The organism is Streptomyces sp. NPDC024687 (assembly GCF_055559055.1).
The window spans coordinates 380,430-401,763 of the sequence record NZ_JBVHLJ010000003.1 but is presented as its reverse complement, the minus strand read 5'-3'; the positions used below and the strand labels follow the sequence as shown (position 1 = coordinate 401,763).

23 protein-coding genes are annotated in these 21,334 nt (G+C 72.0%); 7 read left to right on the top strand and 16 right to left on the bottom strand.

Features of this window, described 5'->3' with window-relative positions:
• Nucleotides 1-5: 5 nt before the first annotated feature.
• The 4 genes from ACZ39I_RS13705 to sigE form a co-directional block, all read right to left on the bottom strand.
• Complete coding sequence (locus tag ACZ39I_RS13705; protein WP_352390320.1) at nt 6-671, bottom strand: hypothetical protein; 666 nt, start codon at nt 669-671, stop codon at nt 6-8.
• Nucleotides 672-955: 284 nt separating this feature from the next.
• A complete protein-coding gene (locus ACZ39I_RS13700) occupies nt 956-1,381 on the bottom strand; it encodes a sec-independent translocase (protein ID WP_467244660.1) in 426 nt (141 codons plus the stop codon).
• A gap of 272 nt (nt 1,382-1,653) precedes the next feature.
• Nucleotides 1,654-2,634 carry an anti-sigma factor family protein gene (locus ACZ39I_RS13695; protein WP_467244659.1) on the bottom strand — a complete coding sequence of 327 codons (981 nt, stop codon included), beginning with the start codon at nt 2,632-2,634 and terminating at the stop codon, nt 1,654-1,656.
• Nucleotides 2,631-3,329: an RNA polymerase sigma factor SigE gene (gene sigE / locus ACZ39I_RS13690; protein WP_037943029.1), complete on the bottom strand. Its 699-nt coding sequence runs from the start codon at nt 3,327-3,329 to the stop codon at nt 2,631-2,633. The genes ACZ39I_RS13695 and sigE overlap by 4 nt, the downstream gene beginning before the upstream one ends.
• A gap of 235 nt (nt 3,330-3,564) precedes the next feature.
• On the opposite strand from sigE, the gene ACZ39I_RS13685 reads away from it, so the two are divergent.
• Entirely contained in the window at nt 3,565-4,263 is a 699-nt protein-coding gene (locus ACZ39I_RS13685; protein ID WP_352390384.1) for an O-methyltransferase, read from the top strand.
• Nucleotides 4,264-4,374: 111 nt separating this feature from the next.
• On the opposite strand, the gene ACZ39I_RS13680 is transcribed toward ACZ39I_RS13685, so the two are convergent.
• Complete coding sequence (locus tag ACZ39I_RS13680; protein WP_003966491.1) at nt 4,375-4,542, bottom strand: DUF3117 domain-containing protein; 168 nt, start codon at nt 4,540-4,542, stop codon at nt 4,375-4,377.
• Nucleotides 4,543-4,899: 357 nt separating this feature from the next.
• On the opposite strand from ACZ39I_RS13680, the gene chcB reads away from it, so the two are divergent.
• Nucleotides 4,900-5,691: a 2-cyclohexenylcarbonyl CoA isomerase gene (chcB, locus tag ACZ39I_RS13675; RefSeq protein WP_467244658.1), complete on the top strand. Its 792-nt coding sequence runs from the start codon at nt 4,900-4,902 to the stop codon at nt 5,689-5,691.
• Between the two features lie 3 nt (nt 5,692-5,694).
• Here the strand turns inward: chcB and ACZ39I_RS13670 are convergent, their stop codons facing one another.
• Both ACZ39I_RS13670 and ACZ39I_RS13665 read right to left on the bottom strand, forming a co-directional pair.
• The gene (locus ACZ39I_RS13670; protein ID WP_352390325.1) at nt 5,695-6,273 is read right to left on the bottom strand and encodes a DNA-3-methyladenine glycosylase I; all 579 of its coding nucleotides are present in this window, start codon (nt 6,271-6,273) and stop codon (nt 5,695-5,697) included.
• Entirely contained in the window at nt 6,270-6,623 is a 354-nt protein-coding gene (locus tag ACZ39I_RS13665; RefSeq protein ID WP_467245112.1) for a DivIVA domain-containing protein, read from the bottom strand. The genes ACZ39I_RS13670 and ACZ39I_RS13665 overlap by 4 nt, the downstream gene beginning before the upstream one ends.
• Before the next feature lie 143 nt (nt 6,624-6,766).
• Between ACZ39I_RS13665 and folP the strand changes: the two genes are divergently transcribed.
• Entirely contained in the window at nt 6,767-7,627 is an 861-nt protein-coding gene (gene folP, locus ACZ39I_RS13660) for a dihydropteroate synthase (protein ID WP_467244657.1), read from the top strand.
• Between the two features lie 40 nt (nt 7,628-7,667).
• On the opposite strand, the gene ACZ39I_RS13655 is transcribed toward folP, so the two are convergent.
• Together ACZ39I_RS13655 and dapE are read right to left on the bottom strand one after the other, a co-directional pair.
• Entirely contained in the window at nt 7,668-8,426 is a 759-nt protein-coding gene (locus tag ACZ39I_RS13655) for an LOG family protein (RefSeq protein ID WP_306976737.1), read from the bottom strand.
• A 121-nt stretch (nt 8,427-8,547) separates the two neighbouring features.
• Nucleotides 8,548-9,627 carry a succinyl-diaminopimelate desuccinylase gene (dapE, locus tag ACZ39I_RS13650; protein WP_467244656.1) on the bottom strand — a complete coding sequence of 360 codons (1,080 nt, stop codon included), beginning with the start codon at nt 9,625-9,627 and terminating at the stop codon, nt 8,548-8,550.
• A gap of 85 nt (nt 9,628-9,712) precedes the next feature.
• Between dapE and ACZ39I_RS13645 the strand changes: the two genes are divergently transcribed.
• Together ACZ39I_RS13645 and ACZ39I_RS13640 are read left to right on the top strand one after the other, a co-directional pair.
• Nucleotides 9,713-10,702, top strand: coding sequence for a VldE C-terminal domain-containing protein (locus ACZ39I_RS13645; protein ID WP_467244655.1), 990 nt, complete (start codon nt 9,713-9,715; stop codon nt 10,700-10,702).
• Between the two features lie 274 nt (nt 10,703-10,976).
• On the top strand, nt 10,977-11,432 hold the full coding sequence (locus ACZ39I_RS13640) for an ATP-binding protein (protein WP_352390329.1): 456 nt from the start codon (nt 10,977-10,979) through the stop codon (nt 11,430-11,432).
• Nucleotides 11,433-11,522: 90 nt separating this feature from the next.
• On the opposite strand, the gene ACZ39I_RS13635 is transcribed toward ACZ39I_RS13640, so the two are convergent.
• Nucleotides 11,523-12,617: a bifunctional succinyldiaminopimelate transaminase/glutamate-prephenate aminotransferase gene (locus ACZ39I_RS13635; protein ID WP_467244654.1), complete on the bottom strand. Its 1,095-nt coding sequence runs from the start codon at nt 12,615-12,617 to the stop codon at nt 11,523-11,525.
• A gap of 111 nt (nt 12,618-12,728) precedes the next feature.
• Nucleotides 12,729-13,046 carry a ferredoxin gene (gene fdxA, locus ACZ39I_RS13630; RefSeq protein ID WP_007384503.1) on the bottom strand — a complete coding sequence of 106 codons (318 nt, stop codon included), beginning with the start codon at nt 13,044-13,046 and terminating at the stop codon, nt 12,729-12,731.
• A gap of 140 nt (nt 13,047-13,186) precedes the next feature.
• Here fdxA and ACZ39I_RS13625 point away from each other — a divergent pair, with 140 nt between their 5' ends.
• Nucleotides 13,187-14,194 carry a GNAT family N-acetyltransferase gene (locus ACZ39I_RS13625; protein WP_467244653.1) on the top strand — a complete coding sequence of 336 codons (1,008 nt, stop codon included), beginning with the start codon at nt 13,187-13,189 and terminating at the stop codon, nt 14,192-14,194.
• 29 nt (nt 14,195-14,223) lie between these two features.
• Nucleotides 14,224-15,075, top strand: coding sequence for a transglutaminase-like and tetratricopeptide repeat-containing protein (locus tag ACZ39I_RS13620; RefSeq protein WP_467244652.1), 852 nt, complete (start codon nt 14,224-14,226; stop codon nt 15,073-15,075).
• A 64-nt stretch (nt 15,076-15,139) separates the two neighbouring features.
• Here the strand turns inward: ACZ39I_RS13620 and ACZ39I_RS13615 are convergent, their stop codons facing one another.
• From ACZ39I_RS13615 to ACZ39I_RS13595, 5 genes are all read right to left on the bottom strand, one after another.
• The gene (locus tag ACZ39I_RS13615) at nt 15,140-15,757 is read right to left on the bottom strand and encodes a response regulator transcription factor (RefSeq protein WP_352390333.1); all 618 of its coding nucleotides are present in this window, start codon (nt 15,755-15,757) and stop codon (nt 15,140-15,142) included.
• Nucleotides 15,754-16,950, bottom strand: coding sequence for a sensor histidine kinase (locus ACZ39I_RS13610; RefSeq protein ID WP_467245111.1), 1,197 nt, complete (start codon nt 16,948-16,950; stop codon nt 15,754-15,756). The genes ACZ39I_RS13615 and ACZ39I_RS13610 overlap by 4 nt, the downstream gene beginning before the upstream one ends.
• A 5-nt stretch (nt 16,951-16,955) precedes the next feature.
• The gene (locus ACZ39I_RS13605; RefSeq protein WP_352390334.1) at nt 16,956-17,696 is read right to left on the bottom strand and encodes an ABC transporter permease; all 741 of its coding nucleotides are present in this window, start codon (nt 17,694-17,696) and stop codon (nt 16,956-16,958) included.
• Entirely contained in the window at nt 17,693-18,604 is a 912-nt protein-coding gene (locus tag ACZ39I_RS13600) for an ABC transporter ATP-binding protein (protein WP_467244651.1), read from the bottom strand. Before ACZ39I_RS13600 ends, ACZ39I_RS13605 begins: the two co-directional genes overlap by 4 nt.
• 109 nt (nt 18,605-18,713) lie before the next feature.
• Nucleotides 18,714-21,248 carry a hypothetical protein gene (locus ACZ39I_RS13595; protein WP_467244650.1) on the bottom strand — a complete coding sequence of 845 codons (2,535 nt, stop codon included), beginning with the start codon at nt 21,246-21,248 and terminating at the stop codon, nt 18,714-18,716.
• Between the last annotated feature and the right edge of the window lie 86 nt (nt 21,249-21,334).

The following is a 21,334-nucleotide window of genomic DNA, read 5'->3' as shown; positions in this document are numbered from 1 at the left end:
ACGCGCTAGGCGTACGCCGAGATGTCCTTGATCATCGCGAACCCGAGCCCGTACGCGCTCATGCCTCTCCCGTACGCCCCCACGTGTACCCCCTCCTGCGTGGAGCCCGCGAGCACCCAGCCGAACTCCGACTCCCGGTAGTGGAACGGCGTGGGCACGCCGTCCACCGGGAGGGACAGCGTGGACCAGTCGGATCCTTCGAGGTCGTCCGCCAGGACCCAGGCCGTCTCGGTCTGCTGGTCCAGCCAGTCGTCGCGCAGGGAGTGGTCCATCTGCCCGGGCCAGGTGAACGACAGCAGGCCCACCCCGGCCAGCCAGGCGGCCGAGGAGACCGACGTGGCCTCCAGCAGACCCGTGCCGTCCGCACTCCTGCGGGACGGGTTCGCGGCGACGGTCACCACGACCGCGAACTTCTCCTTCGACTCCCCCGTGGAGCCCGCCTCGTTCTTCACGGAGGGCTCGTCGCCGTGTCCGATCGACCCGTGCTCGACGGCCCCGTCGGCCGACGTGCCGACCTGCATCAGCCAGCGCGGACCCGTGAACGCCTCGTCGAGGCCGTACCACGGGAAGGGCGCCTGAAGGTAGCCGTCGACCGTGCGCCGGGCGGAGGGAACCTGCTGGCCACCCTCCGCGGCCGGCGCCTGCGCGACCGCCCCACTCGTCGTCTCCATGTGCCGGACGCCTCCTACTAGCTCTCGTCGGACCGGACCGGCCCGCCGCCCTTCGGGCGGCGTCGCTGGTTCGCGTCGGCCCGCACAACAACTCGGCAGCATAGCCACACCGCTCCGAGCTGCGGGGAAACCGCCCGGCGCGCGGGGCGCACGGGGGGGGGGTGGCTTCAGGCCGTGCGCAGGCCGTACGAGGTGCGGGCGGAGTATGAGACGCGTCACGTACGACGGGAAAAGGCGCCCGCGAGCTGAACTGCTCGGCAGGCGCCTTCCGGTGGAACTACGGCTCAGGTTGCGTCCGCGTCGAAGGGCGGGCGGTCGTCCTGGCCGGGCTCGTCGGGCTTCTTGGTCATGTCGATCCGGCCACCCGAGGAGGAGGACGGCGATGTGTCCGTGCTGTGCACGGAGTCGGTGACCTCGGCCATCTCCTTCTTCAGGTCGAAGCCGTTGCGGATCTCCTTGAGACCCAGCTCGTCGTTGTCCAGCTGCTTGCGGATGAACGTCTTGGGGTTGAGGTCCTCGAACTCGAAGTCCTTGAACTCCGGGCCCAGCTCCGAGCGGATGTCCTGCTTGGCGCTCTCCGAGAACTCGCGGATCTTGCGCACGGTCCGCATGACGTCCTGGATGACCTTCGGGAGCTTGTCCGGACCGAAGACGAGCACGGCGAGGACAACGAGCGTGATCAGCTCGAGCGGTCCTATGTCATTGAACACCTGAAGCTCCTTGCGATGTCCTCGGTCCTCGGCCCTCGGTGGTCTGTGCGGTCTTCCGTGGTCCGGGCCGGGTCCACGGTACCTGGGGATCCCGTACGACCGGTACTGTCCCGGGCGCTCCGAATGCGGGCGGGCACGCGGTTTTCCGGGTTGTTTGCCTTGTGGGACCGGGCTCAGGAGCGTCTCTGTGAGGTTTCTGTCAACCCGCAGAGCCCGGCCCCGGCCCCCTGCCGGGGCGGTCCGGGTTCGGGCGCCGCCGGGCAGGGCGCCGGTCAGCGGGTGGCGCTGGGGGGCGTGGGCGCTGACGTGGAGGGGGGGACTGGTGCGGCGAGGAGGCCGGCGGCTGTGAGGTCCGGGGTCGTGGACAAGGACGTCAGGGTGAGCGGCGGGGTGGCGCTGAGCGGACGTATGAGAGGGGACATCGCGGCGGCACCGGCGACCACGGGCGCCGTGAGGGTGTGCAGCGCCGCCTCCCGCACCTGGGCGGGGATACCGGGCAGCAGTGGTGCGGACGCCGTGGTCGGGGCGACGGGGGTGTCACCCGGCATCCGCTGTCCCTGGCCCAGTCCCTGGTCCTGTTCCTGCGCGAGCAGCGGGCCCCCGCCGCGGCGGCGCTGGTTCTCCGGCGCCGCGGCTCCCGTGCCCGGTGCGCGCGCCGGGGTCACATTGCTGCCGGTCCCGCGGGCGTCGGTGTCGCCCGGTACGCCCGTGGTGACGCCGCCCAGCGCGATCGCGGCCAGCGAGACCGCCCCGGCGGCGACGACCGCGAACCGCATGCCGCGCGAGGCCGAGCGGTCGGCCTCGTGACGGCTGACGTCATGGATGCGGAAGCCCCGGCCGGTGGAGGGCGGGAGCACCGCGCCGTGCGGGCGGGCGGGGACGTAGTCGAACGCGAAGCGCTCTCCACGTCTTACGCCGAAGGCCCCGGTGGTGCCGGGTCGCCCCGACAGCCCGGCGAATCCTCCCCCGCCGAACGGCGAGCCGTCGCCGTCATCCGGGTCACCTCCCGGCAGGCCCTGGAGGCGGGCCAGGAAGCTCTCGGAGGGCGGGGGCGGGGCGGCCTCCGCGAAGACGTTCTTCAGGCGGCGCTGGGCGTCCGCCTCCGCCTTGCACTTCGGGCAGGTGGCGAGATGCGCGAGGACACGCTCGCGCGTGGCATGACCGAGCTCGCCGTCCACCAGGGCGGCGAGTCGGTCCCCCAGATGCTGTTCCGCGAGGCTTCCCTCGCCGGGTTTGGGCAGTGATCCACTCACGCGGATGCACCCCCTCCCCCCAGCGCGGGGACCCGGGCCATGAAGGAGCGGCGCTCGGCGCGGGCCTCGGGCGAGCGGTGCGCGAGGGCCTTGCGCAGCTGGGAACGGCCGCGGTGGATCCGCGAGCGGACGGTGCCGAGCTTGACGCCCAGGGTCGCGGCGATCTCCTCGTACGACAGCCCTTCGATGTCGCACAGGACGACCGCGGCGCGGAACTCCGGCGCGAGGGTGTCGAGGGCCTGCTGGACGTCCGCGTCGAAGTGGGCGTCGTTGAAGACCTGCTGGGGCGACGGCTCGCGGCTGGGCAGTCTCTCCGCCGCGTCCTCGCCGAGGGCGTCGAAGCGGATGCGCTGCTTGCGGCGGACCATGTCCAGGAAGAGGTTGGTGGTGATGCGGTGCAGCCAGCCCTCGAAGGTACCCGGCGTGTACGTGGACAGTGAGCGGAAGACGCGGACGAAGACCTCCTGCGTGAGGTCCTCGGCGTCGTGCTGGTTACCGGTGAGGCGGTACGCGAGGCGGTAGACGCGTCCGCTGTGCGTGCTGACGATCTCCTCCCAGGTGGGCGGAGTCCACGCCTGCCCGTCCGCGTCGGTGGCAAAGGTCGCGGTCTGGGCGTAGTCGCCGGCGTGGCTGTGGTCAGCGGTGTCGTTCACGGATCTCGGCCTGCCCGCCGATCCGAGGAAGCGCCGCAGCACTCCCCCACGATCCTCAGGCGCGGCCGCACCTCCCCTGTCGGCTCTGGTTGTCTCCAGTGGAGCCCCTACCATAGCCACCTCGCCCGTTAGCTCCGGATAAGCGGTTTTACGAGAATTTGATCTGGGCTGATACCACTCGGTCCCCTGCGTCAGCAGTTGCTCGAGGGCCCGCTCGGCTTCGTGATCCAACTGTGTCCCCCCGGGTGCGTCTCCACCCCTCTAAACGCCCGGTCCCATCTGCGGGTTCCCGACGCCAACGGATACAGTCACGCCCAGGCAACCACGGGGCAAGGAGAGGGTCATTACCGGCAACCGGCAGACGAGCTGGGCGTTCGCCGACGCCTATGTCGCCGAGGACGAAGCACTGCGCTGGGCCCGCGACCGGGCCCGTGAGGCGGGGCTGCGCTCGGTGTCGCCCGGCACGGGCGCGGCGCTGCGGTTGCTGGCCGCCTCCGTGGACGCCAAGGCCGTCGCCGAGATCGGCACCGGGACCGGCGTGTCGGGCATTCATCTGCTGCACGGGATGCGCCCGGACGGGGTGCTGACCACCGTCGACCCCGAGCCGGAGCACCAGCAGTTCGCCCGCCAGGCGTTGCGCGCCTGTGGCTTCGCCAGCAACCGGGCCCGTTTCATCCCGGGCCGCGCCCTGGACGTCCTGCCCCGTCTCGCCGACGCCGGCTACGACCTCGTCTTCTGCGACGGTGACCGGCAGGAGGTCATGGACTATCTCGCTGAATCGTTGCGCCTGCTGCGCCCGGGTGGCCTGGTGGTCTTCGAGGGCGTCTTCGCCAACGGCCGCACGGTGGACTCGGGACCGCAGCCGACGGAGGTGCTGCGCCTGAGGGAGCTGCTGCGGGCCGTACGCGAGAGCCAGGAGCTGCTGCCGTCGCTGCTGCCGGTGGGTGACGGACTGCTCTGCGCGGTCAAGCGGTAGAACTTCGAGCGAGTGAGGGCCGTACCGCCATTCGTGGCATCGCCCGGGCAGAGCTCTGCCCCGGCACCTCAGGAGATGCCGGGGCAGCCGAAAGGGTATGGTCGCGTCCGCTCAGCCGACGACCTTCTTGAGGGCGTCGCCCAGGGCGTCGGCCTCGTCAGGGGTCAGCTCGACGACGAGCCGACCGCCGCCTTCGAGCGGAACGCGCATGACGATGCCCCGCCCCTCCTTGGTCACCTCGAGCGGGCCATCGCCCGTCCGCGGCTTCATGGCCGCCATGCTCGTTCCCCTTCCTGAAACCAGCTCATCGTCAAAGCCGACAGCCCTGGGAGGGCACGCGGGTCCAAGTGGGACACGCGCCACCGGCATCGAACACATTGCTTCCCAGCCATTATCCCGCATCTCAGGACCCGATGACCAACATCAGTCGGCATCGCTTGGGCAACGCGCGCGAGCAAAACCACTCAATTCGGCGAAGTGGCTGCGATACTCCGCCGCCGCGCCGATCCCGGCCGGCCGTGAGCGCTCCTGAATTCTTTGACGCAGGTCACACGTCCGGTCCGGTCCTCGGACAGCGATCTCCGCCATGCTGTCCTTCGGACATCGACGCAGTGGACACACCGGAGGGGATACGCCATGGCCGACACCGTGCTCTACGAGGTGCACGACGGGCTCGCGACGATCACGCTGAACCGGCCGGAGGCGATGAACGCACTGAACATCGCCACCAAGGTCGCGCTGCGGGAGGCCGTGGAGTCGGCGGCCTCGGACGACTCCGTGCGGGCCGTGCTGCTCACCGCCGCCGGGGAGCGGGCCTTCTGCGTGGGGCAGGACCTCAAGGAGCACATCGGGCTGCTCGCCGAGGGCTCGGCGAAGGTCATGAGCACGGTCAAGGAGCACTACAACCCGGTCGTGCGGGCGCTGACAGAGATGCCGAAGCCGGTGGTGGCCGGGGTGAACGGGGTCGCGGCGGGCGCCGGTTTCGGGCTCGCGCTCGCGGCGGACTACCGGGTGGCGGCGGACACCGCCGCGTTCAACACGTCGTTCGCGGGGGTGGCGCTGACCGCGGACTCCGGGATCTCGTGGACGCTGCCGCGCGTGGTGGGGCCGGGGCGCGCCGCCGACCTGCTCCTCTTCCCGCGGACCATGTCGGCCCGGGACGCGCACGACCTGGGGATCGTGAACCGCCTCGTGCCGTCCACCGACCTGCCCGCGGAGGCCGAGAAGGTGGCACGTGCCCTGGCCGAGGGGCCGACGGTGGCGTACGGCGCGATCAAGGAGTCCCTCGCGTACGCGCTGTCGCACTCCCTGGCGGAGACGCTGGAGAAGGAGGACGAGTTGCAGACGCGGGCGGGGGCCTCCGAGGACCACGCCATCGCCGTGCGGGCCTTCGTGAACAAGGAGACGCCCAAGTACCTGGGCCGGTAGGGCTCAGCGGCCTCTCGCGACGCACGTCTCCAGGTGGTCGTCCACCAGTCCGCACGCCTGCATCAGTGCGTACGCCGTCGTAGGGCCCACGAAGCGCAGGCCGCGCTTCTTCAGGGCCTTCGACAGGGCCGTCGACTCCGGGGTGACCGCGGGAACGTCCGCCAGGATCTTGGGGACCACGTGCGAGGTGGGCGCGTGGGACCAGATCAGCTCGTCCAGCTCGCCGGGGGCCCACTCGGCCAGCACGCGCGCGTTGGCCATCGTCGCGTCGATCTTGGCGCGGTTGCGGATGATGCCCGGGTCGAGGAGCAGACGGTCGCGGTCGGCCTCGCCGAAGGCCGCCACCTTGGCGATCTCGAAGCCCGCGAAGGCGGCCCGGAAGCCCTCACGGCGGCGCAGGATGGTGATCCAGGACAGACCGGACTGGAAGGCCTCCAGGCTGAGGCGTTCGTAGAGGGCGTCGTCGCCGTGGACCGGGCGGCCCCACTCCTCGTCGTGGTACGTCACGTAGTCCGGCGTGGACAGGGCCCAGGGGCAGCGCGGTGCCCCGTCCGGGCCAGCCAGGGCGGTGCCGACGCTCATTGCTGCTCCCCGTGGCCGTGCTCCGGCTTGTGCAGGGCGACGTGGGCCGCGGCCCGGGCGCCGGCCAGCGCGGACTCCAGGTCGGCGATCCGGGCGTCCCGCTCGGCGAGCTCGGCGCCGAGGCGGCTGAGCGCGTCGTCGACGTCCGCCATGCGGTAGCCGCGGGCGGTCAGCGGGAAGCGCAGGCCGTCGATGTCGGCGCGGTTGACCGGTCGGTCCAGCGGCAGCGGGTCCTGGAGCCGCTCGGGGGTGACGTCGGGCAGCGGGCCGTCGCTGTCGCCGCCGCCCACCACGGCGAGCGTCACCGCGGCGACCACGACCGCGAGCGCGATGACCAGGAACAAGAACATAACCATCGCTGAGGTCCCCAGGGTCCCTGCCGGCGGCCGGCCACCGGCGTCGAATGTGTCAGGGTCCGATCGTGCCATGCGGGTCGGACAGTTAGGGTCGCAGGCGGCGGATGTGCAGGACGTACTAGGAGAGGTCACAGGCGATGCTCAGGCTGGGCAGGCGTGAATTCGACGCGCACGAGCCGGTGATCATGGCGATCGTGAACCGGACCCCGGACTCCTTCTACGACCAGGGCGCGACCTTCCGCGACGAGCCGGCGCTCGCGCGCGTGGAGCAGGCGGTGTCGGAGGGGGCTGCCATCGTCGACATCGGCGGGGTGAAGGCCGGCCCGGGTGAAGAGGTGACCGCGCAGGAGGAGGCGCGGCGGACGGTCGGCTTCGTGGCGGAGGTCCGCCGGCGCTTCCCCGACGTGATCATCAGCGTGGACACCTGGCGGGCGGAGGTCGGCGAGGCGGTCTGCGAGGCGGGGGCCGACCTGCTGAACGACGCGTGGGGCGGCGTGGATCCGCGGCTCGCGGAGGTCGCGGCGCGCCACCGGGTGGGCCTGGTGTGCACGCACGCGGGCGGCTCGGAACCTCGCACCCGTCCGCACCGGATGACGTACGACGACGTCATGGCCGACATCCTGCGGGTGACCGTGGGACTGGCCGAGCGGGCGGCGGGACTGGGTGTGCCGAGGGAGTCGATCATGATCGATCCCGGGCACGACTTCGGCAAGAGCACCCGCCACAGCCTGGAGGCGACGCGACGGCTCGGGGAGATGACGCAGACCGGCTGGCCGGTGCTCGTGTCCCTCTCCAACAAGGACTTCGTCGGGGAAACGCTGGACCGGCCGGTGAAGGAGCGCCTGGTGGGCACCCTGGCGACGACGGCCGTGTCGGCGTGGCTCGGGGCCCAGGTGTACCGGGTGCACGAGGTGGCGGAGACACGGCAGGTGCTCGACATGGTGGCGTCGATCGCGGGACACCGGCCTCCGGCGGTGGCCCGCAGGGGGCTGGTCTAGGACCGGGAGTGCAACCCCCGGTCCTGGCCGGTGCGGACGGCTAGCGGCCCGCCTCCTTGGACACGAGCGCCACCGCCTCGTCCACGTCGTCCGTCACGTGGAACAGCAGCAGGTCCTTCTCCGACGCCTTGCCCTGGGCGATCAGGGTGTTCTTGAGCCAGTCGACGAGACCGCCCCAGTACTCGCTGCCGAAGAGCACGATCGGGAAGCGGGTGACCTTCTGGGTCTGGACGAGGGTCAGGGCCTCGAAGAGTTCGTCGAGGGTGCCGAGGCCGCCCGGCAGGACCACGAAACCCTGCGCGTACTTCACGAACATCATCTTGCGGACGAAGAAGTAGCGGAAGTTGAGACCGATGTCGACGTAGGGGTTGAGGCCCTGCTCGAAGGGGAGCTCGATGCCGAGGCCGACGGAGGTGCCGTCGGCCTCGCAGGCGCCCTTGTTGGCCGCCTCCATGGCGCCGGGGCCGCCGCCGGTGATCACGGCGAAGCCCGCCTCCACCAGGCCCCGGCCGAGCCGCACGCCCGCCTCGTACTCCGGAGAGTCCGCAGGCGTCCGCGCGGAGCCGAACACGCTGATGGCGGGCGGGAGTTCGGCGAGCGTGCCGAAGCCCTCGATGAACTCCGACTGGATGCGCAGGACGCGCCAGGGGTCGGTGTGGACCCAGTCCGAGGGGCCGCCCGCGTCCAGCAGGCGCTGGTCGGTGGTGCTCGCCGTGACCTGTCCCCGCCTGCGGAGGACTGGTCCCAGGCGCTGCTCCTCCGGCGGCTGCTTCTTGCCCTCGGGGTTCCCGGTAGCCATGTGCGCTCCCTCCGCTTGCCTGGTCTTTCCATCTCAGCGTAGATCTACGCGGGTTACGGAGGGGGGACGTCCGCGTGTCCGCCATGAAGCGCCACGGGGCGGAATCTCGGGCGAGACGTCCTCAGGACGTCAGCCAGGCCCTCAGCTTCTCCTCCGCCTGCGGGATCAGCGACGCCTTCACCCGCTCGTCCACCTTGTGTGCGAGCAGCGGCTGACCGGGGCTGTAGTTGACCGCGGGGACGCCCAGCGCGCTGAAGCGGGACACGTCCGTCCAGCCGAACTTGGGGCGGGCGACACCGCCGACCGCGGCCATGAATGCCTGGGCGACGGGGTGGTTGAGGCCGGGGCGGGCGCCACCGGTGTGGTCGTCGACGGTGAACTCGTCGACCCCGCAGTCCGCGAAGAAGTCCCGCACGAAGGCCTCCGCCTCGGCCTCGCTGCGGTCCGGCGCGTAGCGGAAGTTGACGGTCAGGGTGCAGGAGTCGGGGATGACGTTCGTGGCCACGCCGCCCTCGACCCGTACGGCGTTGAGCCCCTCGTGGAACTCGAGGCCGTCCACCACCGGCTTGCGCGGCTCGTAGGTGGCCAGCTTCGCGAGGGCGGGAGCGGCCTTGTGGATCGCGTTGGACCCCATCCACGCGCGCGCGGAGTGCGCTCGCTCTCCCTTGAACGTCAGCAGCACCCGCAGGGTTCCCTGGCAGCCGCCCTCGACCTGGTTGTCCGTGGGCTCCAGGAGGACCGCGAAGTCGCCCTCCAGCCACTCGGGGTGGGCCTCGGCCACATGTCCCAGGCCGTTGAGGTGGGCCGCGACCTCTTCGTTGTCGTAGAAGATGAAGGTGAGGTCGCGGTTGGGCTCGGGGACCGTCGCCGCGATCCGCAGCTGGACCGCCACCCCGGACTTCATGTCGCAGGTGCCGCAGCCCCACAGGTAGCCCTCGTCGTCGAGACGGGAGGGGACGTTGCCCGCGATGGGCACGGTGTCGATGTGGCCGGCGAGGATGACGCGTTCCGGACGGCCGAGGTTCGTGCGCGCGACGACGTTGTTGCCGTGGCGCTCGACCGTCAGGTGCGGCAGGGCGCGCAGGGCGCTCTCGATCGCGTCCGCGAGGGGCTTCTCGGTGCCGCTCTCGGAGGGGAAGTCGACGAGCTGAGCGGTGAGCTGCGCTGCGTCCAGCGAAAGGTCAAGAGGGGTGTCGGCCATGCTCCCGACCCTAACGCCCCCGCTCCGGGCGCTCACCGTCCCCGTTCGGCGCGGACGTCTCAGTACTCTCCAGTATCTTGTCCGGATGCCAGAGCCGTTGCCCCCTACTCGCAAACGCCGTGGCCGTCTCCTCCGCTTCGGGGCGGCCCTCGTGGTCCTGTGCGCGGTCGCCGGTTACCTCGTGGTGCAGTACGTCACCGGAGGCACCGACGGTCCGAGCTGCAAAGTCGTCTCCGGCAGGGCGGACGGGCCGTCGTACGAGTTCACGCCCGAGCAGGCGGTGAACGCGGCGACGATCACCGCGGTCGGTACCGGGCGCGGGTTGCCGGAGCGGGCCGTGGCCATCGCGCTCGCCACCGCGATCCAGGAGTCGGGGCTGCGCAACATCACGCACGGCGACCGTGACTCCCTCGGCCTGTTCCAGCAGCGGCCCTCGCAGGGCTGGGGCAGCCCGAAGGAGATCCTGGACCCGACGTACGCGGCGGGCGAGTTCTACAAGCACCTGGTCAAGGTGGACGGCTACCAGGACCTTCCGCTGACCGTCGCCGCCCAGCGCGTGCAGCGCAGTGGGTATCCGGAGGCGTACGCCAAGCACGAGCCGGACGCCGAGCTGCTGGCCGCCGCCCTCACCGGCACCTCGGCGGCCACCCTCACCTGTGACGGCCGCCAGGACACCACCCAGGCCGCCCGGGCCGCCGACACGGGCACCCAGGCCCCCGCCACGGGCCCCGACGCGGTCCGGTCGGCCCTCGTACGGGACTTCGGGCGCGACGCGCTGGAGACGACCGCAGCGGAGGTGGGCGGCAAGGCGGCGCCGAGCCCGACGCCGACCACCGCCGACGCGCGCACCGTGACCCTGCCCGTGCGCGCCGACACCGACCCGAAGTCCGGCCGCAGCCTCAGGGAGCGCGGCTGGCAGCTCGCCCACTGGGCGGTCGCCAACTCCTCCGCGCTGCACATCGAGCGGGTCTCCTACGCCGGACGGCAGTGGACGGCCGGGAGCACCGACAGCCAGTGGCGTACCGCGGGCGGAGAAGGCGGTACCGGCTCGGTGCGGATACTGACGGCACGGTAGTTCGGACGATCGCCCGGAAGGGTCATGTCCGGCCGCCGCCGGAGCGCGTGTGCGCAGGTTTTCGTCATCTCACCCCCGAATCCGCGAAATCCCTTGCGATCACAGGGCTGCGAGGATTCGGCGGACTTTCAGACCGGAAGCTTTTTGCCCGTTTTTATCCGCAGGTGATAATGCGACGCATTGCCAACTCTTTACGTTGCGCGTCCGCAACCTTCGTCGGCTTCGAGCGGTAGTCACGGCGTCCTAGCAACGTTTCCTCCGTCGAAGGAGCAACATGTCCCTCCCCCTGACCCGCAGGATCGCCCGTGCCGCGCTGCTCGTCGCTGCCGGAGCGGCCGCCGGGGTCGGTGCGGCCGGCTCCGCCAGTGCGGCCCCCGCCGCGCTGCCCGCCACTCCGAACCTCGGCGGGCTGACCGCTCTGGACGGGGCGCACGTCGGCAACACGGTGGACGGCACGGCGCAGAACCTGACCGGGACCGCGGGCAAGACCGGTGGCAAGGCCGTCGAGAAGGCGGTGCCGTCCGCGGGCAAGGCCGGCGGCAAGGCCGTGAAGAAGGCGACGCCGGTCGCGCAGAAGACGGCGGGCGAGGCCGCGGGCTCCGCCGGCGGCGTCCTCGGCGACACCGCGTCCACGGCGACGAAGGGCGGCCTGCCGACCGACTCCCTCGGAAAGGGCGGCGGCCTGCCGTCGGCGGACACCCTGCCGGTCAAGAGCCTCCCGATCGGCTAGTACCCAGCGCACGGCGAAGGGGCCCGGGGAATTCCCCGGGCCCCTTCGCCGTGTCCGATCGTTGTGTCCAGTCGTCGCGTCCGGAGCGGGTCACGCCAGTCGCTCGACCGCCGCCCGCACCCGCTCGTCCGTGGCCGTCAGTGCGACCCGTACGAACCTCTCGCCCGCCGTGCCGTAGAAGTCGCCCGGGGCCACCAGGATGCCCAGGTCGGCCAGGTGGGCCACCGTGGACCAGCAGGACTCGTCCCTGGTCGCCCACAGGTAGAGGCTGGCCTCGCTGTGCTCGATGCGGAAGCCGTGGTTCACGAGGGCCTCGCGGAGCAGCGCCCTGCGAGCCGTGTAGCGCTCGCGCTGTTCGCGGACGTGGGTGTCGTCGCCCAGGGCCGCCACCACCGCGGCCTGGGTGGGCGCCGGGGTCATCATGCCGCCGTGCTTGCGGATCTCCAGGAGGGGCGCGAGGACCGCCGGGTCGCCCGCGAGGAAGGCCGCTCGGTAGCCCGCGAGGTTCGACCGCTTCGACAGCGAGTGGACGGCCACGAGGCCGTCGTAGGAGCCGCCGTTGACGTCCGGGTGCAGGACGGAGACCGGGTCGGCCTCCCAGCCCAGCTCCAGGTAGCACTCGTCGGAGAAGACCAGGATGCCGTGGGACCGGGCCCAGGCGACGATCCTCGTCAGCTCGTCCTTGGACAGCACCTTGCCGGTCGGGTTCGACGGGGAGTTGAGCCACAGCAGCTTCAGGCCCGCCGGGTCCAGCTCGGTGGGGTCGTCGTAGACCTCGTAGTCGGCGCGGGCCAGGCGCGCGCCGACCTCGTACGTCGGGTAGGCCAGCCGCGGGTAGGCGACCCGGTCGCCGGGACCGAGGCCCAGCTGGGTGGGGAGCCAGGCGACGAGTTCCTTGGAACCGACGATCGGCAGGACGTGGCGGTGGGTGACCTCGCGGGCGCCCAGGCGCCGCTCGACCCAGCCGGTGATCGCGTCGCGCAGGGCCGGGGTGCCCCAGACCGTCGGGTAGCCCGGGGAGTCCGCCGCGTCGATCAGGGCCTTCTGGACGAGATCGGGGACCGGGTCGACCGGCGTGCCGACCGACAGGTCGACGATGCCTCCGGGGTGCGCGGCAGCCGTCTTCTTGTACGGCTCCAGCTTGTCCCAGGGGAAGGTGGGCAGGCGGTCGGAGACTGCGGACACGGCTTTCGGGCTCACTTTCGGGTCGTACGGCAAACGCCTCGGTCCCGTACGGCCACGATCAGGCCGTACGGGACCGAGGCGGCACGAGGTGCGGGCCGCTGAAGCGGATGACTATGCCTGCGGCGGCAGCGCGGCGATGAACGGGTGGTCCCGCTCGATCAGACCCAGCTTGCTGGCGCCGCCGGGGGAGCCGAGCTCGTCGAAGAACTCGACGTTCGCCTTGTAGTAGTCCTTCCACTCGTCCGGAGTGTCGTCCTCGTAGAAGATCGCCTCGACCGGGCAGACCGGCTCACAGGCACCACAGTCGACGCATTCGTCCGGGTGGATGTACAAGGACCGGGAGCCCTCGTAGATGCAGTCGACCGGGCACTCCTCGATGCAGGCCTTGTCCTTCACGTCGACACAAGGCTGCGCGATGACGTAGGTCACGCTGTCGTTCCTCCTCCATTGGGCGCTGGCGGGCCTCCTCAGGCTCCGCCGCCTGGCGCGCGGGAGCGCGGCGTCGTCGATGCCCGCATCTAGTATCTCCGTTCTTGGGCATGATCCGAACAGGAGGGGTGAACTGACCTGTGGAAATCTCCGCCGCGGGACGCCTCGTCGTCCGTATCTCCGCCGCTGACGTGGGCAAACGGGTATCCGTACGGTGCCTGGACGACACCGCCGACACCGGGGAGAAGTTCACCGACACGGTCGGTGTTCTCACATCATGGGACGACGGTGTGCTGCTGATCACGCGCCGGGACGGCCGGAGCGTCCGTATCGCGGAATCCGCGCTGGTCGCGGGCAAGATCGTGCCCGCCGAGCCGGCCCGCCGCCGGGGCCCGGCCGCCTCCTACGAGGAGCTGGCCCGGATCACCGCGCGCGGCTGGCGGCCCGTCGAGAGCGAGTGGCTCGGCGAGTGGGAGCTGCGCGCCGCCTCCGGATTCACCCGCCGCGCCAACTCCGTCCTGCCGCTCGGCGACCCCGGACTGCCGCTCGACGAGGCCCTGGCCGCCGTACGCCGGTGGTACGGCGAGCGCGGTCTGCCGGCGTACGTCCAGACCGCGACCGGCGCCGCGGGCACCCAGGAGGTCCTGTGCGCGGAGCTGGAGGCGCGCGGGTGGACGCGGGAGGTGACGGCGGAGCTGTGGACCGGGGCACTGGCGCCGGTCGCGGACCTTTCGGAGGCCGGGGATGTCGTGCTGTCCCGGGAGGCCGACGCCGACTGGCTGGCGCGCTATCAGCGCAAGGGGGTGAGCGAGGTGGCCCTGCGCGTCTTGGGAAGCGGGCCGTCGGTGTGGTTCGCCACCGTCCCCGGCGAGGAAGCGCCGGCCGCGATCGGGCGGTGTGTCGTGGACGGCCGCTGGGCCGGGTTCGCCGCGGTCGAGGTGGATCCCGCGCTACGGCGACGGGGGCTGGCCTCGACCGTGATGGCGGCGCTGGCCCAGCGCGCTCTCGACGAGGGGGCGTCGGCCGCCTGGCTCCAGGTCGAGTCGGACAACGCCGGTGCGCGCGCCCTGTACGACCGGATGGGGTTCGCCGCGCACCACGCCTACCACCACTACCGCGAACCGGACGTCTCCGGCGGCACGCGGTAGCGATCGCCGCGAAAGGGCACGAGCCAGCTATGCGTCCCCCGTTTCCACCACCGCCCGAACGTTCCGCCGAGCTCCGGAGGCGGTTCGCCGAAGAGGCGCGGTCCGAGCGGCCCGATCTGTCCGCGCTGTGCCTGCTCGTGGGGGCGCAGGCCGACGGGGCGCTCGACGAGGCCGGTATCGACGCGGCCCAGATCGAACTCGACGCGCTGGCCGGTCAGTTGCCGTTCCGGCCGGGCGGGCCGCGGTCCTGGGCGGTGTCGTTGCGGGAGCTGCTGGGCGACCGGAGCGGGTTCCGCGGGGCGCCCGTCGACTACCAGCGGCTGGAGTCCTCGCTGCTGCACGAGGTGCTGCGGCGGCGGAGGGGGCTGCCGATCCTGCTGTCCGTGGTGTGGATGGAGGTGGCCCGGCGGGCGGGGGCGCCGGTGTACGGGGTGGCTCTGCCGGGACACTTCGTGGTCGGGTTCGGGCCGCCGCAGGAGCAGGTGCTGGCCGATCCCTTCGACGGGGGGCGGGTGTTGAGCGGCGGTGACGCGGAGGTGCTGGTCGCCGGGGCAACGGGGGGTCCGCTGGATCCCGCGATGCTGGGTCCCGCCGAGCCGCTGGAGATCGTGCAGCGGATTCTGAACAACGTCCGGGCCTGGGCCGCGACTCGGCCCGAACGGTCCGATGTGGGCCTGTGGGCCGTGGAGCTGGCCCTGCTGCTTCCCTCCCATCCGGCGCGACTGCGGTACGAGCGGGCGCAGTTGCTGGTGCAGCGTGGCGACTTCGTCGAGGGCGCCGGGGAGTTGGAGGCGTACGCGGGGGTGGTGGCCGCGGTGGACGAGGCCGCGGCGGACCGTCTGCGGCAGCAGGCCCAGGCCGCGCGAGCGAGGCTGAACTGAGGCCGTCCTGGCGCCTATCGGTCCGTTGTGGCTGGTCGCGCAGTTCCCCGCGCCCCTGAGTGGGTCACAGCCAGCCCTTCTCCCTTGCTATGCGGACTGCCTCGGCCCTGTTTCTCACCGCCAGCTTCTGAATCGCCGTCGAGAGGTAGTTGCGGACCGTGCCCTGGGACAGGTGGAGGGTCCGTGCCAGCTCCGCGTTGGTGGAGCCGTCGGCCGCCGCGCGCAGGACCTCTCGCTCCCGGTCCGTCAGCGGGTTCGCGCCGTCCGCCAGGGCCGCCGCCGCGAGCGTGGGGTCGATGACCCGCTCCCCCGCCAGCACCTTGCGCACCGCCTGCGCCAGTTGGGCCGCCGGGGCGTCCTTGACGAGGAAGGCGTCGGCGCCCGACTCCATCGCACTGCGCAGATAGCCGGGGCGGCCGAAGGTCGTGAGGATGACCAGCTTGACCGCCGGGAGTTCCCGGTGGAGCTGGGCCGCCGCCTCGATGCCCGTCGCGCCCGGCATCTCGATGTCCATGAGGGCCACGTCGATGTCGTGGGCGCGGGCCGCCGCCAGGACCTCGTCGCCGCGGGCCACTTGGGCGACGACCTCGATGTCGTCCTCCAGGCCGAGCAGGGCGGCCAGGGCCTCGCGGACCATCGACTGGTCCTCGGCGAGCAGGACCTTGATCGTGCGGCTCGTCATGAGGCGGATCCTACGTCGGCCGCGGGGCCGACGGGCACGCGGGCGACCAGGCGGAAGCCGTGCCGGGTGCCGGTGGCCTCCAGGGTGCCGCCCGCCTTCTCCAGGCGCTCGGTGAGACCGGTGAGACCGTTGCCCGGGCCGCCCCCCGAGCCTCCCGAGCCGTCGTCCTCGACGGAGAGTTCGAGCACCGGACCGTCGAGGGTCTGGCGGCGCAGCAGCTCCACCGTGCAGCGCCGGGCCCCGCTGTGCCGTACGACGTTGGTGACGGCCTCGCGCAGCGCCCACGCGAGGGTCGACTCGCTCTCCTCGGGGACATCGGCCAGGTCGGGTTCGGCGGGGAGCTGGGCGGTGACCCCGGCCGCGGTCAGGGCGACCTGGGCGCCCGCCAGTTCTCCGGCGAGGCGGGGGCGGCGGTAACCGGTGACGGCCTCGCGCACGTCCACCAGGGCCTGGCGGCTGACCTGTTCGATGTCGGCGACCTGCTGGGCGGCCTTGTCGGGATGGCCGGGCAGCATCCGGCCCGCGAGCTCGCTCTTCAGCGTGATCAGGGACAGGGAGTGGCCGAGGAGGTCGTGCAGGTCACGGGCGAGGCGCAGCCGCTCCTCGTTCGCGGCCAGTTGGGCGACGGTCGCGCGGGCCTTGCGCAACTCCACGGTCGTGCGCACGAGTTGGCGGACGCCGGTCATGGAGTAGCCGACGAGCAGCACGACGAGGAACAGTCCCCAGGCCGAATCCGGGTCGGCGCGCAGACCCACCAGCATCAGCGAGAGGGTGTTCACCGGAATCGCCCAGTACGCGGCCCGGAGGGGGAAGGTGACACCGCAGGCCACGGAGACGTACACGAACAGTCCGAGCCAGGAGCCGCCGAGGCTCAGGGTCAAGACGATCGCGAGCAGCCAGAGCACGCCGACCAGGGCGCAGACCGTCCGGCCGGGGAACGTCCGGCCCATGTTCCGGAAGACCAGCGCCAGATAGGTGCCGGTGAAGACCGTGAGGCCCGCCCAGCCCGCCGCGGTGGCCGAGCCGGTGTGGTGGCCGGAGGCCAGGTCGCGCACCGGTGAGCCGAGGAAGACCAGCCACGGCACGATCCACACCAGTTTGCGGATGACCTCGGCCCGGTTGCGGGGCGGCCGGCCGATGCGCACCAGCCGCTCCGCACGCGCTTCCTCGTCCCCGCCCAGCTCGTCCGTCATCGCGCTCACGCCTTCAACGTGTCCTTCCGGTACAGCCAGGCCGCGCCGCCCGCGAACAGGACGAAGGAGACGGCCAGGATGGCGATGTCCTGTGCGTGCGGGGCGCGGCTCTGCTCGATGGCCTGCCCGAGGGCAGCGTACGCGTGCGTGGGCAGCCACTCGGCGATGTCCTGGAGCCACTGCGGGAAGGTCGTCGTGGGCATCCACAGGCCGCCCAGCATCGAGAGCCCGAAGTAGGTGATCATCGTGATCGGGCGGACCGCGTCACCGGTCGCGAGGTAGCCGATGGCGACGCCGAGCGCGGCGAAGACGAGGCTTCCGGCCCAGATCGCGCCGGTGAGGGCGAGCCACTGCCAGGCGTCGAGGCGTACGTCCTTCACGGCCGCGGCGACGACGAACACGACCACGATCGAGGGCAGGCTCACCACGGCCGCACTCGCCGTCTTGGCGAGGACATAGCCGCGCCCCGGGAGGGTCGTCAGCCTCAACTGCCGTACCCAGCCGCCCTCCCGTTCCTTCGCGATGCGCTCGCTGTTGCCCATCAGGACGGCGGTCAGGGCGCCGAAGGAGGCCATCGAGACCATCATGTAGGTCGGCAGGGTCAGGCCCGTGCCGTCGACCTTCGTCGTGCTGTCGGCGTTGCCCGCGATGATCAGGAACAGCAGCGAGGGGTACAGCACCGAGAAGAACAGGAACTTGCGGTTGCGCAGGGCGCGGGTGAGTTCCAGCTTGATGAGGCTGTTCACTTCGACTTCGCCTCCTCGGCGGCGGTGATGGCGACGAAGGCCTGCTCCAGACCGAGCCCGGCGACTTCGAGATTGCGGGGGTAGACGCCGAGGCCGTAGAGGGCGTGGACGGTCGCGTCGGCGTCGGTCGACTGGATGCGGACGGTCTGGCCGGAGACGGCGACGGTGCTGATGAAGGGCAGGTTCCGCAGGGCGACCTCGTCGATCGTGCCCTCCAGGTCGAAGGCGATCCTGCGGGCACCCGCCTTGGCCTTGATCTCGGCGGCGGTGCCGTCGGCGAGGAGGCGGCCCCGGTGCAGGACGAGCACCCGGTCGGCGGTGGCGTCGGCCTCTTCGAGGTAGTGGGTGGCGAAGAGGACCGTACGGCCCTGGTCGGCCTGTTCGCGCATGGTGGCCCAGAAGGCCTGGCGGGTGGTGACGTCCATGCCGGTCGTCGGTTCGTCCAGGACGACCAGGTCGCTGTCGCCGGCGGTCGCGAGGGCGAAGCGGACCCGCTGGGCCTGGCCGCCGGAGAGCTTGTTGACCTTCCGGTCGGCGATCTGGGCGACGCCCGCGCGGGACAGCACCTCGGAGGGCCGGTACGGCTTCGGGTGCAGGGCGCAGGCGAGGCGGACCAGTTCGGCGACCGTGACCTCGTCCATCAGGCCACCGCTCTGCAGCATCGCGCCCACGCGTCCGGCGACGATCGCCTCACGCGGGGTGGTGCCGAAGAGGCGGACGCTGCCGCTGTCGGGCTGCTTGAGGCCGAGCAGCAGATCGAGGGTGGTCGACTTGCCGGCGCCGTTGGGGCCGAGCAGCGCCACGGTCTCCCCCGGGCGCAGGGTCAGAGTCAGTCCGTCCACGGCCCGTACTTCGCCGTAGGCCTTGCTCACCTGGTCGAACTCGACCACCGGGCTTGTCGTTGTCATACGGCCATGGTGGCTCCGCGGGTGCGGTGGCGGGCAGTGTCGGCCGTCCGGAGTGCCGCATGACAGATGTCATGTCGGGCGGCACTCCGGTGCGGTTCTCGCTGGTCGGTCAGCTCGGGTTCGTGTCGATGACCACGATGCGATCGGCCGCCGTCTTGCCGCGCAGCGCCTTGCCCAGCGCGGAGGCGACATCCTGCGGCAGGACGTCCCGCTTGCCGCTCGCGCCGTCGATCTGCACCCCGGCGAAGGTGGTGCCGTACGCCTCCTTGAGCGCTTCGAGGTCGTACGTCTCCACGAGCTTGCCGCCGACCGCCTTGAAGCCGAGGATCTTCGGCAGGGACAGCGAGCCGAAGTCGATGCTGTGCGTCGCGTCGGTCCGGATGGTGACGCGCTCGGACATCGCGGGCTCCGCGAACTCCTTCATCATCCGGTCGACCTCGGCGTTCGAGACCGACGGCTGCTTGGTGGTCGTCGGCAGCGTGACCGAGCCGGCCGTGCCGGTCTCCACCTGGGTGCGGTACGCCTCCTCGACCGCGCTGGTCGACCTGGCGACGTCGATGCCCTTGCCCGCCTTGCCGTACACGGCGACGGCCTTGCCGTTGACGAACTTGATCGTGCCGTTGGTCGCCGAGCCGGCGCCGCCCGACGCGTCCTCCAGGGCCGCCTGGAGCTTCTCCTCGTCGACCGGCATGACCGGGTCGACGACCCGGTGGTTGCCGAAGAGTGAGCCGATCACGGAGACCGGGTTGTAGTCGCTCTTCGCGGCCGCGGCGACCGTGGCCTGGTCGTCGAGCTGGAGTCCCGCCTGGTCCGGCTTGAGCGAGACGGTGTCGCCGCCGACCGACAGCTTCAGCGCCTGGTTCACGCGGTCGCCGAGGGAGTCGTCGAGCTTCTTGACGGCGTCGTCGCGGGTGCCCCCGCCGATGTCCACGCCGAGCACGGTGGTGCCCTTGGGCACGTCGGACCGGTTCATCAGGAGACCGGCGCCGTACGCACCGACGCCGAGCAGGACCACGGTGCCGCCGAGCAGCGCCAGCTTGCTGCGGCCCTTCTTTTTCTTCTTCTTCGACGCGGCTGCCGGGGCCTCCTGCGTCGCGGTGTCGGGCAGCTTCGGGGGCGTACGGCCGTCGGTGGCCGGCCCGCGGGGGGCGCTCCGGGTACCTGACGGTACGACCGGCATGCCGCTGGTAACGGTGTGCCCGGAGACGTTGTCCTGGGCGCCGTAGCCGGGAGCACCCGATGAGGGGGCCGGCTTCTGCGGGGTGAGGATCGCGGTGTCGTCGCTCAGGCCGCCACCGGGGCCTAGACCGGCACCGGGAGCACCGCCGGGGGCGGGAGCGCCGGGGCCGCCCGGCCGACCGAGGGTGCCGGGGCCGCCCTGACCGGCCTGACCGGCCGGACCGCCGTAGCCGTCGGGACCGCCCGGACCGCCCGGACCGCCGAGGGTGCCGGGAGCGCCCTGAGCGGACTGGCCGGCCGGACCGCGGGTTCCGCCCGGGCCACCGGGACCGCGTGCGCCGCTGCCCGGGCCGCCGGGGGGACCGCCTTGGCCGCCCTGACCGCCGAAGCCGTCGGGACCGTTGAAGGATTCGCCGCCGAAGGGCTCGGCCCTGGCGAAGGGGTCCGGTCCGGCGGGCGGCACGACCGGGCCGTCGCCGGTGACCGGGCCGCCCGTCGGGCCCGCGGGCCCCTGGGAGCCGCCCGGGCCGCCGGGACCCTGCGGTCCGCCGAAGCCGCCGCCGTAGTCGATCTGACCGCCCTGGCCACCGCCGTAGTCGATCTGGCCGTTCTGGGCGCCGGGGCCAGCGGGGCCGCTCTGTGCGTCGAAGCCGCCCTGACCGTGCTCGCCGCCCGGGCCGCCGGAGCCGTTGCCGTTCTCGGCGAAGTACGGCAGTTCGTCGCGGCGGGGTTCGGCGCCGCGCGGGCCGGCGTTCAGCGCCTCGGTGACGTCGAAGGAGCCCGTGCCGCCACCGTGGCCCGGAGCCACCGGACCGCCCGTGGCGCCCGGAAGTCCGGCGCCGTTCGTGGCGCCCGGACGGGAACCGCCCGGCACGCTCATGGAACCGACCACCCCACCGGGGCGCCCGGCCCCGGAGCGCGCACCACCGTGACGGGGACCGGACGCGCCGGGACCACCGGCACCCGAGCCGGTCGGACCCGCGCCGGTCGGACCCGCGCCGGACGCACCCGCGGCCGAACCGCCCGGCAGACCGGCGCCGTTGCTGGCTCCGCCGCCCTGAGGCCCCTTGGCGGGGCCGGACTTGCGGGGCGCGAACCAGTCGCTCGGCTTCTCGTCGGCGGCGGGCTGGCCGGCTTCGGCGGGCACTTCGACGGTGCCCGTGGACGGCGCGGAACTCGGCGTCGGCGCCTCGGTCTCGGGACCTCTGTCGCCGGAACTCCCGGTGTCCCCGACGGGCTGGCGCACCACGACCGGCGGGATGGGCCGCGAACCGGGGATGTTGATCCGGATCCGGGTCGTCAGCGTGGTCTCGGTCTTGCGCTCCTCCGGCTGCGTGGCCGAACGGCCCGCGTCCGGACCGCCGTCGGAAGCCATGGGCGTCCCGTACGGCGGCGTGCCCGAGGGGTAGGCGGCTCCGCCGCGCCCGTTGGGCCCGGAGGACGGACTGTCAGTTTCACGACTCAAGGCAGGTTCTCCCGGTTGGCTCCGCCGCCCGTTTCGACCTCACTGCTTCGGGCGCCGGCGGCGCGCACCACCATACTGGCCACTTC